Origin of the sequence: Caballeronia sp. LZ029 (assembly GCF_031451275.1) — a bacterium.
In the GTDB taxonomy this organism is placed as follows: domain Bacteria; phylum Pseudomonadota; class Gammaproteobacteria; order Burkholderiales; family Burkholderiaceae; genus Caballeronia; species Caballeronia jiangsuensis.
In genome coordinates this window covers 1,130,634-1,145,410 of the sequence record NZ_JARUXO010000004.1, presented here as the reverse complement: position 1 = coordinate 1,145,410, position 14,777 = coordinate 1,130,634, and the positions used below count along the sequence as shown (strand labels likewise).

Annotated in this window: 13 protein-coding genes; 4 read left to right on the top strand and 9 right to left on the bottom strand. The window is 64.5% G+C overall.

Going from position 1 to position 14,777, the window contains the following annotated elements:
- Nucleotides 1-472 precede the first annotated feature (472 nt).
- The 4 genes from QCE73_RS31280 to QCE73_RS31265 are packed head-to-tail and all read left to right on the top strand — an operon-like array spanning nt 473 to nt 5,052.
- Nucleotides 473-2,353 (top strand): ABC transporter permease, encoded by a 1,881-nt coding sequence (locus tag QCE73_RS31280; protein ID WP_309885291.1) that lies wholly within the window; start codon nt 473-475, stop codon nt 2,351-2,353.
- Entirely contained in the window at nt 2,350-3,123 is a 774-nt protein-coding gene (locus QCE73_RS31275) for an ABC transporter ATP-binding protein (RefSeq protein ID WP_309884950.1), read from the top strand. Before QCE73_RS31280 ends, QCE73_RS31275 begins: the two co-directional genes overlap by 4 nt.
- The gene (locus tag QCE73_RS31270) at nt 3,114-3,827 is read left to right on the top strand and encodes an ABC transporter ATP-binding protein (RefSeq protein ID WP_309885289.1); all 714 of its coding nucleotides are present in this window, start codon (nt 3,114-3,116) and stop codon (nt 3,825-3,827) included. Before QCE73_RS31275 ends, QCE73_RS31270 begins: the two co-directional genes overlap by 10 nt.
- Before the next feature lie 34 nt (nt 3,828-3,861).
- Nucleotides 3,862-5,052 carry an ABC transporter substrate-binding protein gene (locus QCE73_RS31265; RefSeq protein WP_309884949.1) on the top strand — a complete coding sequence of 397 codons (1,191 nt, stop codon included), beginning with the start codon at nt 3,862-3,864 and terminating at the stop codon, nt 5,050-5,052.
- Between the two features lie 4 nt (nt 5,053-5,056).
- On the opposite strand, the gene QCE73_RS31260 is transcribed toward QCE73_RS31265, so the two are convergent.
- From QCE73_RS31260 to QCE73_RS31220, 9 genes are all read right to left on the bottom strand, one after another.
- A complete protein-coding gene (locus tag QCE73_RS31260; protein WP_250484940.1) occupies nt 5,057-5,629 on the bottom strand; it encodes a DNA-3-methyladenine glycosylase in 573 nt (190 codons plus the stop codon).
- A gap of 676 nt (nt 5,630-6,305) precedes the next feature.
- Nucleotides 6,306-8,114 (bottom strand): VWA domain-containing protein, encoded by a 1,809-nt coding sequence (locus tag QCE73_RS31255; protein WP_309884948.1) that lies wholly within the window; start codon nt 8,112-8,114, stop codon nt 6,306-6,308.
- Between the two features lie 55 nt (nt 8,115-8,169).
- A complete protein-coding gene (locus tag QCE73_RS31250; RefSeq protein WP_309884947.1) occupies nt 8,170-8,829 on the bottom strand; it encodes a TadE/TadG family type IV pilus assembly protein in 660 nt (219 codons plus the stop codon).
- Nucleotides 8,826-9,332, bottom strand: coding sequence for a TadE/TadG family type IV pilus assembly protein (locus QCE73_RS31245; protein WP_309884946.1), 507 nt, complete (start codon nt 9,330-9,332; stop codon nt 8,826-8,828). Before QCE73_RS31245 ends, QCE73_RS31250 begins: the two co-directional genes overlap by 4 nt.
- A complete protein-coding gene (locus tag QCE73_RS31240) occupies nt 9,329-10,228 on the bottom strand; it encodes a tetratricopeptide repeat protein (RefSeq protein WP_309884945.1) in 900 nt (299 codons plus the stop codon). The genes QCE73_RS31245 and QCE73_RS31240 overlap by 4 nt, the downstream gene beginning before the upstream one ends.
- Nucleotides 10,225-11,184 carry a type II secretion system F family protein gene (locus QCE73_RS31235; protein ID WP_309884944.1) on the bottom strand — a complete coding sequence of 320 codons (960 nt, stop codon included), beginning with the start codon at nt 11,182-11,184 and terminating at the stop codon, nt 10,225-10,227. The genes QCE73_RS31240 and QCE73_RS31235 overlap by 4 nt, the downstream gene beginning before the upstream one ends.
- The gene (locus QCE73_RS31230; protein WP_309884942.1) at nt 11,181-12,155 is read right to left on the bottom strand and encodes a type II secretion system F family protein; all 975 of its coding nucleotides are present in this window, start codon (nt 12,153-12,155) and stop codon (nt 11,181-11,183) included. The genes QCE73_RS31235 and QCE73_RS31230 overlap by 4 nt, the downstream gene beginning before the upstream one ends.
- Nucleotides 12,152-13,549 (bottom strand): CpaF family protein, encoded by a 1,398-nt coding sequence (locus tag QCE73_RS31225; RefSeq protein WP_035510698.1) that lies wholly within the window; start codon nt 13,547-13,549, stop codon nt 12,152-12,154. The genes QCE73_RS31230 and QCE73_RS31225 overlap by 4 nt, the downstream gene beginning before the upstream one ends.
- Nucleotides 13,549-14,766 carry an AAA family ATPase gene (locus QCE73_RS31220; RefSeq protein ID WP_035510696.1) on the bottom strand — a complete coding sequence of 406 codons (1,218 nt, stop codon included), beginning with the start codon at nt 14,764-14,766 and terminating at the stop codon, nt 13,549-13,551. Before QCE73_RS31220 ends, QCE73_RS31225 begins: the two co-directional genes overlap by 1 nt.
- Nucleotides 14,767-14,777: the final 11 nt, after the last annotated feature.

Below are 14,777 nucleotides of genomic sequence, written 5' to 3'. Positions count from 1 at the left end.
AAGGAAGGCGCGCGCATTCACGCGTGCGGACGCACGCGCGCGGACCAGTCAGTCAGGAAAGGGAAAGCGGAAGAGGCGCTACGGCAGCAATGAAGCCGCGCCGACGCAATGCACGGCGATGAACGCGCGCGCGGAAATGGCGTTGCGACGCCGCACGCAGCGGCGGGAGAGGACGGTCAGAACCGAATGGAAGCGGCGATCGGGAAGCTTGCCGCAGCGATCGGCGCAGGAGCCGCGGCTCCGACGTGCCAGAGGGCTTTGGACTCTCACGATAAGACTCGTTTGGCGAGTGGATTGGCAGAGCGATTGCCGATGCCGACAATTGCCCTTCAATGAGCATATACGAGACATAAACGCCGTCAATACGTTTTTTCCAGTGACCGCGTGCCATATTCATTTCGTCGGGCAGGGAGCGTGTTGCTCAATTCATCGATAATGTCGGCTCTTTCAGCCGATACGTTCATTGAGCCCGATGCTCGCCAACCTGCTCGTCCAACTCGTCAACGGCCTCGCCGACGCCTGCGCGCTCTTTCTTGTCGCGTCGGGTCTGTCGCTGATCTTCGGCGTCACGCGCATCGTCAACTTCGCGCACGGCTCGCTCTATATGCTCGGCGTGTATGTCGCGTACAGCCTCACGAGCCGCTTCGGCGATAGCGTCGCGGGCTTCTGGGCATCGATGATCGGCGCGGCGCTCGTCGTCGGCGCAATCGGCGCGGCGATCGAAGTGAGCGTGCTGAGGCGCATCTATCGCGCGCCCGAGCTGTTTCATCTGCTGGCCACGTTCGCGCTGGTCCTGATCATTCGCGATGCCGCGCTCTATGTGTGGGGACCGGAGGATCTGTTCGGCCCGCGCGCGCCGCATCTGGAAGGCGCCGTGCAGATGCTCGGCCATGCGTTGCCCGCTTACGATCTCGCGCTGATCGTCATCGGGCCGCTCGTGCTGCTCGCGCTCTGGTATGCGCTCACGCGCACGCGCTGGGGCACGCTCGTGCGCGCCGCGAGCGCGGATCGCGAGATGCTCGGCGCGCTCGGCGTCAATCAGGCGTGGCTCTTCACCGGCGTGTTCTTCGTGGGCGCATTGCTCGCGGGACTCGGCGGCGCACTTCAGGTGCCGCGCATGTCGGCGAATCTGTCGCTGGATATCGACACCATCGGCAATGCGTTCGTCGTCGTCGTGGTCGGCGGCATGGGTTCGATTCCCGGCGCGTTCGTCGCGGCGCTATTGATCGCGGAGATCAAGGCGATGTGCATCGGCATCGGGCATGTGTCGATCGCGGGCATCGACTTTTCCTTGTCGAAGTTCACGCTCGTCGCGGAGTTCGTCGTGATGGCCGTCGTGCTCGTGCTGCGTCCGTGGGGACTCTTCGGCCGCGCACAGACGATTGCCCGTTCCGCCGCGCCCGCCGACCGGCCCTTGCGTCCCGCCACGCGCAACATGAAGATCGCCGCGGCGGTCGCGGGAATCGCGCTTGCGCTCGCGCCGCTCGCCGCCGATGCCTTCCCGTACATGCCGGTGCTGTTCGTCGAGATCATGATCGCGGTGCTGTTCGCGGCAAGCCTGCACTTCATCATGGGACTGGGCGGCATGCATTCCTTCGGCCACGCGGCTTACTTCGGGCTCGGCGCATACGGCGCGGCGTTGTTCCTCAAGGTATTCGCGTTGCCGATGGAGGCCGCGCTCGTGCTCGGTCCGCTCATCGCGGGCATCGGCGCAATCGTGTTCGGCTGGTTCTGCGTGCGGCTGTCGGGCGTCTATCTGGCGATGCTCACGCTCGCGTTCGCGCAGATCGTCTGGTCCGTCGTCTTTCAATGGGATGCCGTGACGGGCGGCAGCAACGGCATACTGGGCATCTGGCCGTCGCCGTGGCTTGCATCGCCTGTCGCGTTCTACTACCTCACGCTCGTGTTCGCGGTGATCGGCGTCTGGCTGCTGCGTCGCATGATCTTCTCGCCGCTCGGCCTCGCGATGCGCGCGGGTCGCGATTCGCCCTTGCGCGCCGAAGCGATCGGCATCGATGTCGCACGCGTGCAATGGGCCGCGTTCGTCGTCGCCGCGCTCGTATGCGGACTCGCGGGCTCGCTGTATGCGTTCTCGAAGGGCAACATATCGCCTGAAGCGATCAGCGTGGGCCGTTCCGTCGATGGCCTCGTGATGGTCCTGCTCGGCGGCATTCAGACGCTCGCCGGTCCTATCGTCGGCGCGAGCGTGTTCACGTGGTTGCAGGATACGGTCGCGCGTCAGACCGACTACTGGCAGGCGCTGCTCGGCGCCGCGATCCTCGTGCTCGTCATCGCTTTTCCGCAAGGCATCGCGGGCTTCGTGCGCGATCGCTTCTTCCGGGAGGCGCAATGACGCTGCTCTCGATTGCACATCTGTCGAAGTCATTCGATGGCGTGCAGGCCGTCGACGACGTGTCGTTCGATCTCGAACGAGGGCAGTTGCTCGCGCTGATCGGCCCGAACGGCGCGGGCAAATCGACGTGCTTCAACATGATCAACGGCCAGCTCAAACCGGGCGCGGGCGCGATCCGCTTCGACGGCCACGACATCGCGGGCATGCGTCCACGCGATATCTGGCGTCGCGGCGTGGGCCGCACGTTCCAGATTGCCGCGACCTTCAACTCGATGACCGTGCTCGAAAACGTGCAGATGGCGTTGCTCTCGCGCGAACGACGCATCTACAGTCCTTTCGGGCGCGCCGCGTCTTTCAGGGAAGATGAAGCGATGGCCTTGCTCGATCTCGTCGGCATGAGGGCGCATGCGCGGCGTAGTTGCGCAGTGCTCGCATACGGCGACGTGAAGCGCGTCGAACTGGCTATCGCGCTGGCGAATCATCCAAAGCTTTTATTGATGGACGAACCGACCGCGGGCATGGCGCCGCAGGAACGCAATGAACTGATGGCGCTTACCGCGCGTCTCGCGAAAGAGCGCGACATCGGCGTGCTGTTCACGGAGCACAGCATGGACGTGGTGTTCTCGCACGCGGACAAGCTCATCGTGCTTGCGCGGGGCCGCCTTATCGCACAGGGCGACGCCGAAGCCATTCGCAACGATGCACGCGTGCGCGAGGTCTATCTCGGCACGGGCGCATCGTTCGCCCCGCGCGCGGGAGCATCGACATGACGCTTCTTAAAGTCGAAGCGCTGAATGCGTTCTATGGCCGCGCGCAGATCCTGTTCGACGTTAGCTTCGAAGTCGGCCGCGGTGAAGTGGTCGCGTTGATGGGCCGCAACGGCGCGGGTAAATCCACGACGATGAAAGCGGTGATGGGACTCTTGCCGCGCACATCGGGCACAGTGTCGTTCATGGGCGAGAACATCGCGGGCATGGCGCCGTATCGCATCGCGCGCAGGGGTTTGGGTTACGTGCCGGAAGATCGCCGCGTATTCGGCGATCTCACCGTGATGGAGAATCTCGACACGGGCCGACAGCCGCCGCGCGAGAACGCGCCGCTATGGACGCCCGACAAGCTCTTTCGCGTGTTCCCGAATCTCGGCGAAATGCGCGAGCGCCGCGCAAGCCGCATGAGCGGCGGCGAGCAGCAGATGCTCACCGTATCGCGCACATTGATGGGCAATCCGCGCCTCGTGCTGCTCGATGAGCCATCGGAAGGTGTCGCGCCCGTGATCGTCGAACAGATGGCCGATATGATTCTCGAACTGAAGCGCGAAGGACTCGCGATTCTTTTGTCGGAACAGAACCTGCACTTCGCGGAACTCGTCAGCGACCGCGTATATGTGCTGGAGAAAGGCCAGATACGCCATGAAGGCGCGATGAACGCATTCGCACGCGACAATGCCGCGCGCCGCGAATTCCTTGGCGTATGAACGAATCGAATCCAAACAGAGAGGACAGAACCCGATGACGTCACTGCGCTTTACCATCGCCGCCATTGCGGCGAGTCTCGCATTCGCCGCGCACGCCGATACCATCAAGATCGGCGAGATCAATAGCTATAAGGCACAGCCTGCATTTCTTCTGCCGTACAAGAACGGCTGGAATCTAGCGCTCGACGAGATCAACGCGGCGGGCGGCATCGATGGCAACAAGCTCGAAGTCGTCTCGCGCGACGACAACGGCAATCCCGGCGATACCGTTCGCGTCGCGCAGGAACTCGTCGCACGCGAGCAGGTGAAGCTGTTGTTCGGCGGCTATCTGTCGAATACGGGCCTGGCGCTTGCGGACTATGCGAAGCAAAGGCGCATCTTCTTCCTGGCTGCCGAGCCGCTCACCGACAAGATCGTCTGGCAGGACGGCAACAAGTACACGTATCGTCTGCGCCCATCGACGTACATGCAGGTCGCGATGCTCGTGCCCGAGGCCGCGAAGCTCAAAAAGAAGCGCTGGGCGCTCGTCTATCCGAACTACGAGTACGGCCAGTCGGCGGTGGCCACGTTCAAGCGCTTGCTGAAGGCGGCGCAACCGGATGTCGAATTCGTCGCGGAGCAGGCGACGCCGCTCGGTAACGTCGATGCGGGCGCGGTGACGCAGGCGCTCGCCGATGCGAAGCCCGACGCCATCTTCAACGTGCTGTTCAGCGCGGACCTGGGCAAGTTCGTGCGCGAAGGCAACACGCGCGGCCTCTTCAAGGATCGCGCGGTCGTGTCGCTTCTGACGGGCGAGCCGGATTATCTCGATCCGCTCGGCAAGGAAGCGCCGGTCGGCTGGATCGTCACGGGCTATCCGTGGTATTCGATCGATACGCCGGCGAACAAGAAATTCGTCGCCGCCTATGAGGCGAAGTATCACGACTATCCGCGCCTGGGCTCGGTGGTCGGCTATACGGCGATGATGTCGATCGCCAACGGCCTGAAGAAAGCCGGTTCACCCGATGCCGACAAGCTCGCCGCCGCATTCAAGGGCTTGCCCGTCGATACGCCTTTCGGCCCGATCACCTACCGCAAGCAGGACAATCAATCGACGATGGGCGCGTATGTCGGCGTGACGGGCCAGAAGGACGGCAAGGGCGTGATGACATCGTTCCGTTATGTCGATGGCGCGAGCGTGCAGCCATCGGATGAGGAAGTGAAGAAGCTGCGTCCGGCGGAGTGACGCATCACGCTTTGGGGAAGGGCTTGCTGACGAACTTCGAACCGGCAAGCCCGAAGCGCCAGGGCACGTCGATCGCCTTGGTGATGCCGATGCGCGGGCCGTGCACGATAGGGAAGTCTTCCTCGGGCGGCTCGATATGAAACGGCGCTTCTAGCAGCGACATGCCGTTGTTCCTGTGCGTGATGCCGAGCGCCTGCGCGGCGCGGCCCGGTCCGGAGCATAGGAGTCTGATCGGCTCCAGTCCACGACGCTCGCGCATCACGTCGATGCCGACGAGCGGCTCGATCGCGCGAATCAGCACACCGGCGCCGTGGCCGGCCTCGCGGCATACGAAGTTGAGGCACCAGTGAATGCCGTAGGAACGGTAGACATAGGCGTAGGCGGGCGGCCCGAACATGACCGCGTTGCGCGGCGTCGGTCCGGAGAAGCTGTGCGAGGCGGGGTCCACGCGGTCATAGGCCTCCGTTTCGACGATACGGCCGCCGACACCGTCGACGGTCACGATCGCGCCGATGAGGCGTTGCGCGACGATCTCGGAGGAGGCTCTGAAGTCGATGGGTTTGGGCTTCTTGTTCACAAGGGGTATTTTAGCTGCGGGTAGAGGGTGGCCTTGTTTTGTTGCCGGATCCCGGTTTCTTAGTGGTTTATTAGCACTGCCCCTGTGCGGGGCGGCAGTCACTTTCTTTGCTGCTGCAAAGAAAGTAACCAAAGAAACAGCTCGTTCAGGCCCGCGGTCACACGCACGTTGGCCATGCTTGCCAGCCGCTGGTGGCACTCGCCTAAGTGTCGCCCTCGAAGGACTAACCGGGCTTGGCTCGCACACGGTCTGATACATCGCACCACAGAACAAACTGGTTCAGCACCAAACAGCTCCGGCCCGCTTCGCGGCCGATGGGTCAATCGGGTCTGCGCGTGCTTCTTCTTCGATGGTTTCCCTCGCATACCCAACGGCAGCGCGTAGCGCTGTGCCGAAGCTATTTGGTGCTGAACCAGCGCCCTAAAACAGCTGGCGCGACAGACCGTGCGCGATCCAAGCCCGATTGGGCCTACGAGGGCGACACTTAGGCGAGTGCCATCGCGGGCTGGCAAGCATGGCCAACGTGCGTGTGACCGCGGGCCTTAACGAGCTGTTTCTTTGGTTACTTTCTTTGCAGCAGCAAAGAAAGTGACTGCCGCCCCGCACAGGGGCAGTGCCAATAGACCGACACGATACCGGGATCCAGCGAAACAAAAAAGCCCCAAGCGCCAGCGCGTCACTTAGTAAGCCGCAACACCCCCAAATTCCCAGCGATCTGCTGAAAGATATTATCGAGCGTGGTGTTATCGGGCGCGTGATAATAGTTCCCCGGACTCGCGCAGTTCTGCATGGTGGTCTGCGCGGTGGAACTCGATGCGGACGCGCCGAACGTGATCGAATAGATCGTAATGCCCGCCGCCTTGATCGCCGAGCAGATGGCCAACTGGTAGGTGTTGGCATCGTCCGGATAGCCCGCATTGTTGCCGCTCGAAGTATCGATGGGACTGCCGCCATGCAGCTCCGACGAATCCGTGAGCCCGTCCGTCATCTGGCTGCCATTGGCCCGGATCACCGTCGGCGCCGACAGGCTGTTGGTCCCCACGCCCGACAGGCCGTTGAAATACAGCGTGTTGGGAATGGAGCCCGCCGCGCCGATCTGATTCAGGCCATCGGTGAGCACGATCATCACGCGTTGCAGGTTCTGCACGGTGCCGTCGGTGGGCTTGGGCAGGCTCGGGTCGGTCGAAGTCCAGCCGTTCTTCGTGCCCGCGAGGTTCTGCGACCACGTCGGCTCCAGCATGCGCCAGCCCCACAGGAGACCGACCGGAATGATCGTCGAGCCCGATGGCGTCATCTTGTTGACGGCCGTGGTGAGCGTGGTGGCGTTCTGCGAGAGGAAGGTCATCGAAGTGGCGAGACAGCCCGAATTCTGCGTCAGGTTCTGCCCCGTCGTGTTGGTCTCGTCGAACTGGGTGCCGATGCCGGTGCCCGTGCCGCCGCTCGGGCTGTTGCACTTGTTCGCCGAGCCCGACGAGCCGATCGTGAACGGCACGTTCGACACAGTCGACGACGAACTGCCCGACGTATTGCACGAGTTATACCGGCTCGACGAGCTATACGTGACCACCTTCAGCTTGCTCGGCGGCACGTTGTAGTAGTAGCGCTGGAACTTGCGCGGGTCGCCCGGCGAGTAGGCTTCGGGCGAGAGATTGTTGTTGGTGCGCGGCTCGATCACGCAGCCGCTCCACGCGCCCGTCGTCACATTGCTGGTGTTGTAGGTCGGCAGCGTCGCGCTGAGCCAGCTTCCGCCGGATGGCAGCGCGCCCGTCGTGTTGACGGTGCTCGCGAACGGCACCAGCCCGATGAAGTTCTTGCTGGCGGAGGTGCTTCCGCTCGGCAGCAGATCGCCGATCAGCGAGTTGGCCGCGGCCTGCAGGCCGCTCATCTTGGTCGGACCGGACACGCCGTTCGCGGGGTCTTTCATCGAACCCGTATTGTCGAGGACCATCACGAGTTCGAGCGTGCTCTGCGGCAGCCGCAGGGCGGTGTTGTTTGCCGATACGGTCGACGTATCCGGCGATAGCCCGCCGCCGCCGGAACCCGTGCCGGAGCCGCTACCCGACGTGTTGCTGAAAACCTTCGGCGCGAGCAGGGGCAGCGATCCCGACGCCGACAGGTGAATGGTCTGCCCGGTGGCGGGCGCGCCCGATACGCTCGCGCTGAAGCTCGCGTCAGGCATGGTGAAGCCCAGTACGCCGGAAGGACTGTTCGCGTCGTAGTACGCGCGCGCATCCTTCTGCCAGTTCGAGAGGCTGGTGCCGGTCGGCGTGTTGCCGTAGCGCTGGAGATCGACGCCCGCCGACAAAGTGGCGGCATCGAGCGCCATCTGCATCCGGCCCTGCGTCATCACATAGTCGATCGAATCCAGCGACACGCACATGGAACCGATCATGATGCTCGCGCACATCGCGAACATCATCGCGACGCTGCCCTCTGCGCGTTTCGGCAACCGGCGGTATGCGCGGAGCGTCGACGTAATCGTCATGAGCCTGAACCCTTTCCGTTTGATCTGCATGTGGGCGTCGGTGATCCCGCGAGCGTCAGTAGAACGCTCTCGGCGCACGCGGCCGCACATACACGCGGCGGTACACGGTCTGCTGACCCGGCAGCCCCGAGATCAAATTGGAGGTCATGGTGAACGGGTTGTACGACAGAAATACTTCCACGATGATCGCCGAATCCCCCGTGCGAAAAGGCCACGAAGCGGGCAGCGGACTCGTGCTCGAAATCCTCGACGCCATCCCCGAACTCTTGCTGTTGGTCCATGAAGTCGGAGACGCTGTCCAGCGAATCTTCGGGGTGACCGCCGTCATGGAGTTATCCATGTCCTTGCATTTGCTGCTGGAATCCGGATCGCACAGGAAGGTCACGTACACCATGCCGTTCGCCTGCAACTGATACGGTGCGGCGAGCAGCGCGGCGTCCCGCCAGAGCGACGCATAGCTGTTCGCATCGGTGGTGTCGTTGTTGTCGGCGATGATCGAGGTCATCTGACCGATGGTGTTGGCGAGCGTGAATGCCGTGCGATCGACCGCGCTGACCGCGCGCATGTACAGGTAGACCTCGGTGAAGCCAAGCAGCACGATCAGCATCATCGGCACGATGAGGACGAACTCGATCGACACGCTGCCGCGATCCGAGCGCAGCATGCGGCCGAGCTTTCGGCGGATGGATCGCACCGTTTGGCTGTTCGTCATCATTTCTCGTTCTGCACGATGAAGTTGCGCTCGAAGGTCAGCTCGCTGACGCCGAACAGCTTCGGGATACCGGTGATGCCGGGCATCTTGAGCTGTATGTTGTAAGCGACCACGTCGCCGTATCCGCCCATGTCCTGCGTCGGCGTGTAGGTCGAGCTGGCGACATTGCCGTACCCGTAATTGCCATAGTTCAGTTCGGTGACCGTGATGGTCCCGCTCACGTTCTTCCATCCGCTGAGGATCGATTGCACGATCGCCTGCGCCTCCTGCACCCGGTTGCCCGTGCTCGGCGCGGTCGTCGTCAGGCCCACGCGCGACGCCGCCTGCGCGGCGGCCTGCACCGATGCATCGGCGATCATCTCCAGCGCAAGCTCGACCGTGCCGAGGAAGAGGATGATCGCGAAGACCGCGACGAACGCGAATTCGATCGACGCGATGCCGCGCTCGTCGCGCAGGATTCGCGTGGCGACGACTGGCAGTCGTAGGCGGCGCGCGGAGGCTTTCATTTGAGGCGCGTCGTCTGCACCAGGGCGGTCGGAATCGCGGCCGGCGACGCGGGCTGCGCCGAAGAAACGGCCGATGCCGGTGTCGTGCGCCTCGACATCAGTTCGCGCTGAATGTCGTAGTAACGGAGATTGTCTTCGACCGATGCCTTCGGCAGATCGCGCGACAGGATTTCGGCGGCCGCCTCGCGGTTGCCGAGCAGCCCGTAGGCGAGGGCGAGATCCTGGCGCGCCTGCGGCGGCGCGGCGGGAAAGCGCGTCACGTCGAGCAGCACGTTCGCGCCTTCGCGCGGATCGCCGGAGAGCGTGAGCGACAGCCCGAGATTCACGGAGAGCAGCGGATCGCCGACATTCTTCCTGAGCGCTTCGCGCAGGACGGCCTGCGCGCCCTTGTGATCGCCGTTCATGTCGAGTGCGGCGCCAAGCCCGGCCGAGGCGAGCGGCTCGTCGGGCGTCAGCGCGAGCAGACGCCGGTAGGTCGCGATGGCGTCGTCGAAGCGGCGCTGGCGCATGGCGACGCGCGCGAGTCCGATGAGCGGTGCGGTCGCGCTCGCGTCGGTCTTGCTGGCGCGCGCGTAGTAGACCCCCGCGCGCGTGAAGTCGCCGACGGCGTAGAGCGTGTTGCCGAGTCCCGTCAGGCCCGCGACCGATTGCGGGTCGGCCTGCACGGCTTTTTCGTAGAGCGAGGTGGCGAGTTCGACATTGCCCGAATCGAGCGCCGTGTCGGCGATGCGCAGCTCGCTCATCGTGCTGGGCGCGGAATTGCGCATGACGGGGCGGCTGTCGACGCTCTGGCGGGTGGTCGTCGTGCATGCGCCGAGTGCGACCACGAGCGTCGCACAACAGGCCGCGAGGCCGAGACGGCGCATGCCGGGAAGCGGGATCTGTGTGGTCTTCATTTTTTTGCAAAGACGCTGATGAGTTGAATGACGGCCGGGCCTGCGGCGATCAGCATCACCGCGGGAAGAATGAAGAGCATCATCGGCACGGCCATCTTGGGTGCGAGCTTGGCCGCCTTTTCTTCGAGCGACACGATGTGTGCAAGCCGTTCGGTGTGCGACAGCGTGCGCAGCGCCTGCGTGATCGGCGTGCCGTAGCGCATCGATTGCGTGAGCGTGGCGATCAGCGCGCGGATCGACGGCAGGTCGATGCGATCGGCGAGCGCCTGTAGCGCGCGCGTGCTGTCGCCGGACAGCTTCAGTTCGTCGGCGGTCAGCGAGAACTCGCCGGAAAGCGGCGGGCAGATGGTCTTCAGTTCGTCGGCCACGCGCCGGATCGACACGCCGAGGCTGTTGCCCGCGTTCGTGCAGATGACGAGCAGATCGAGCGCATCGGGCAGGCACGACGCCATGGCCTTGCGCCGCCGTGCCGCGAAGAAGGCGAGCACGTATTCCGGCAGGATCATGCCGACCACGAAGACCAGCAGCATCATGGCGCCGCGCACCGCCGGATAGCCGCCGACCATGGGAATGTGCGAGCCGAGCATCACGGCGAACGCGGCGCAGATGAGGCCGACGACGAACTTGATCGCGAGCAGCACGGACACCGCCGATTGGCTGCGATAACCGCTGCGGACCATCTGTGTGCGCAGCTTCGCGCGGTATTTGGCATCGAAGAGCGGCAACCGGTCGCCCAGGCGCGCGAGACGGTGCGTGAAGCGCGCCATGGAGCCTTCGTCGTCGTCTTCTTCGGCGAGCGCGGTTTCATTGCGCTGCACGACGGCAGCCTGGCGGGTGCGCTCGGCGATGCGTCCGCGGACCCCGCCATGCTTGGTCGCCCACCAGATGAAGATCGCGACGACGAGCGCGAGCAGCATCAGCAGGTTGATGAGTGTTTCGATGTTGTCCTGACTCATCGCGCGGTATCCAGTTTCGACATCTTGTGAACGATGAACAGTCCCATCGAGAGCGAAATCGCGGCGCAGGTCAGCACTTTCTGGCCGCCCGACGTGTTGAACAGCACCATCAGATACGCGCGGTTGAGCATGAACATGCTGCCCAGAATGAAGAAGGGCACCGACGCGAGAATCTTGGTCGTGATGCGCGCCTCGCCCGTGAGCGCCTTGGTTTTCTGACGGATCTCGCGGCGTCTGCGCACGATGCCCGCGAGATTTTCCAGCGTCTCGCCGAGCTGCCCGCCGGTCTCGCGCTGCAGCAGCAGGCACACGCAGAAGAAGGAGAAATCCGCGATGCCGATGCGCGTGACCGCCGTGGCGAGCACCTCTTCCAGATCGAGACCCACCTTGAGCCCGTCGCCCATCAACTGGAATTCGCTCTTGAGCGGCTCGGCGCATTCGGCTGACGCGACGCCCATCACGTGCGTCACCGGAACACCCGCGCGCACGGCGCGCACGATCAGGTCGATGAGATCGGGAAAGCCATCCAGAAAGCGGCGCTTGAAACGTTCGACGAGGAACCGGTACGCCTGCATGGCGCCGAGCACCGGCAGGCCGACGAGGAGCGCCGGCGTCGCGAACGCGGGCAGCGGCAGCAGCTTCGACATCGCGAGCGCGAGGACCTCGGCGAGCACCGCCGCGATGATCACCGCGCGCATTCCGCTCGCGCCGGCCACCGTCTTGAGGCGGGCGATCTTCGGCGCGAACCAGCGGCTGAAGATGTTGTCGTTGCGGCTGAAGGTGAAGAGGTCGGAGTCTTCGTGGCGCGTCTCGCGCCCACTCGAACCGGCCGCGGGGAAGGCGGCCTGCACGCGCGCCTGGATGCGCGCGTCGGGGCGCTGGCGGCGCATGTCCTGCACCACGAGCAGCATGACGCCGAGCAGCAGGGCGACTGCGAAGGTGCCGAACGTGATGAGGTCGACGTTACTCATGGCCGCATCGCCTCCAGCAGCGCGTCTTCGAGACCGTAATACGCGGCGCGCGCGGCGAAGGCCGGCCGCACGGCGCCCGTCTCGAACACGCCTTTCACTTCCTCGCTGTACGCGCTCGCGTCGTAGCGGAACGTGAACAGGTCCTGCGTGATGATGACTTCGCCTTCCATGCCCACCAGTTCGGTGATGCGCGTGACGCGCCGCATGCCGTCGCGCATGCGCTCGATCTGCACGATCATGTGCACCGCGCTCGCGATCTGCCGGCGTATCGACAGGAGCGGCAGGTTGCCGTTCGCCATCATCACCATCGACTCCAGACGCGTGATGCCGTCGCGCGGCGTGTTCGCGTGGATGGTGGTCATCGAGCCATCGTGGCCCGTGTTCATCGCCTGAAGCACGTCGAAGGCTTCGGAGCCGCGCGTTTCGCCGAGAATGATGCGGTCCGGGCGCATCCGCAGCGCGTTGCGCACGAGATCGCGCTGCGTGACGGCGCCGAGCCCTTCGGCGTTCTCGGGGCGCGTCTCCAGACTGACGACGTGCGGCTGCACGAGCTGCAGTTCGGCCGCATCCTCGATCGTCACGGTGCGCTCGCCGTGCCCGATGAAGTGCGACAGCGCATTGAGCAGCGTCGTCTTGCCCGAGCCCGTGCCGCCCGAGACGATCACGTTCAGCCGGCACGTGCTCGCGAGCTTGAGGACGGTGGCCATCGCGCCCGACAGGTTGCCCTGCTGCGACATGCGATGCAGCGTGATGTTGCGCTTCGAGAATTTACGAATCGAGATCGATGCGCCGTGAATCGCGAGCGGCGGCAGCACGACGTTCACGCGGCTGCCGTCGGCGAGACGCGCATCGACCATCGGACTGCTTTCGTCGACACGCCGCCCGACGCCCGCCGCGATACGCTGCGCGACGTTGGTCACGTGCGTGTTGTCGCGGAACTTGCAGTTGGTGAGCTCGAGCCGGCCGTGGCGCTCGACCCATACCTGGTCGGGACCGTTGACGAGCACGTCGGTGATGGTGTCGTCGGCGAGCAGCGGTTCGATCGGACCGAGCCCGAACATGTCGTTCAGCAACTCGCCGACGATCTGCCCCTGCTCCGCGAGCGTGATGTTCAGCCGCTCGCGCTCCGCCACGTCGAGCACGAGTTGCTCGACGCCCGGCTTCATCTGTTCGCGTGTCTTGCCGACGGCGGCCGACGCGTTCATCGCCGCGAACACGCCGTTGCGGATCACCCGGAAGAGGTCCGAGCGCACCAGCACTTCACCGCCTTCCGACGCGTGCGCGCGCGCGAGCGGCGCGACCGGAGGCGGCGCCTCTGCGACCTGCGCGGCTTCGGCGCCGGGCGGCGCGTCCGGATCGGGCTCGGGGCGGGGAACCTGCTTCTGTCCGAACATCAGCCTCTCCTGAGCCGGAGCTTCTGGAAGAACGAGCGCTCGGCGTTCATCTGCTGACCGGTGAGGTCACCGCCGATGCGCGTGATCATCTGATTGAAGCCGTTCGCGCCTTTTTCCCGGGGTGCTTCGCCGAGGTTCTCGGCCGTCGCGAGCGACTTCGCCTCGAACGGAATTTCGTACAGCACGTTGCGGCCGATCGCCGTCATGAAGTCGTTCGCCTGCACCTTGCCGCCCGTCACGGCGTTCGGGTTGTTCAGCAGCAGCGAGGTCGGCGGATTGTTGTCGCGGTCCTCGATATGACGCAGAAGGCGGATCGTCTCGCGCGTCGAATGCACCGAGCGGTCCGCGACCACATAGACGCGCGCGGCGTGATCGAAGGCTTCCTGCGCGAGCGGGTCCGTCACCGTGCCGATGTCCAGGATCACGTAGTGGAAGCTGTCGCACAGCAGTTCGAGCACGCGCGGCAATGCGCCCGGGCCGAACGGACGCGCGGCGCCGTAGTCGTGTTCCGCCGACAGCATATAGAGCCGGGTGCCCTTGGCGACGAGCGTGCGCTCCACGTATTGCGGATCGAGGCGATGCACGTTCTGCAGCACGTCGATGAGCCCGTTGTTGCTCTGCAGACCGAGCATGGAATTGGCCGCGCCGCCGTGCAGGTTCAGATCGACATAGGCGACGCGCCGGTGCGTGTCTTCCGACAGATGGCGGGCGACGTTGAGCGCGAGCGTGGTCACCCCGACGCCGCCGCGCGAGCCCGTGAACGCAATCGTCTTGCCGGCGCGCGCGAGCATCACCGGGCTCACCTTGCCCTCGGAGACATTGACCGTGCGCTTGAGCAGTTCGACCGTGATCGGCTTGACGAGGTAATCGCGCACGCCGATCTTGAGCAGGCTGCGGAACAGGCCGACGTCGTTACGCTCGCCGAGCGCCACCACCTGCACCGACGGCTCGCACACTTCGGCGAGGCGGCCGAGGTCGGACAGCGGCATCACCGAGTCCTGCAGATCGACCAGCAGGAAGAGCGGCGAGCGGTCGACGCGGGCGAGATACGCGATCGCGTCGTCGACGTTGCCCACGACGATATGCGCGTGCGGCATCGCCTGTTCGAGCACGAAGCTCTTCACGATCTGCTCGGTCTTGCGATCGGAGACGAAGGCGATGAAATCCGCGTTGCGCGTGCCGGACTTGGTCTTCGAGAAGGAGAACTCTGTGCTCATGGCTGGCCTTG

Excerpts from the sequence above, each read along its gene's own strand:
- QCE73_RS31225 (WP_035510698.1), bottom strand. The coding sequence starts at position 13,549 with ATGTTCGGACAGAAGCAGGTTCCCCGCCCCGAGCCCGATCCGGACGCG.
- QCE73_RS31275 (WP_309884950.1), top strand. The coding sequence starts at position 2,350 with ATGACGCTGCTCTCGATTGCACATCTGTCGAAGTCATTCGATGGCGTG.
- QCE73_RS31245 (WP_309884946.1), bottom strand. The coding sequence starts at position 9,332 with ATGAAAGCCTCCGCGCGCCGCCTACGACTGCCAGTCGTCGCCACGCGA.
- QCE73_RS31220 (WP_035510696.1), bottom strand. The coding sequence starts at position 14,766 with ATGAGCACAGAGTTCTCCTTCTCGAAGACCAAGTCCGGCACGCGCAAC.
- QCE73_RS31280 (WP_309885291.1), top strand. The coding sequence starts at position 473 with ATGCTCGCCAACCTGCTCGTCCAACTCGTCAACGGCCTCGCCGACGCC.
- QCE73_RS31255 (WP_309884948.1), bottom strand. The coding sequence starts at position 8,114 with ATGACGATTACGTCGACGCTCCGCGCATACCGCCGGTTGCCGAAACGC.
- QCE73_RS31230 (WP_309884942.1), bottom strand. The coding sequence starts at position 12,155 with ATGAGTAACGTCGACCTCATCACGTTCGGCACCTTCGCAGTCGCCCTG.
- QCE73_RS31265 (WP_309884949.1), top strand. The coding sequence starts at position 3,862 with ATGACGTCACTGCGCTTTACCATCGCCGCCATTGCGGCGAGTCTCGCA.
- QCE73_RS31240 (WP_309884945.1), bottom strand. The coding sequence starts at position 10,228 with ATGAAGACCACACAGATCCCGCTTCCCGGCATGCGCCGTCTCGGCCTC.
- QCE73_RS31235 (WP_309884944.1), bottom strand. The coding sequence starts at position 11,184 with ATGAGTCAGGACAACATCGAAACACTCATCAACCTGCTGATGCTGCTC.
- QCE73_RS31250 (WP_309884947.1), bottom strand. The coding sequence starts at position 8,829 with ATGATGACGAACAGCCAAACGGTGCGATCCATCCGCCGAAAGCTCGGC.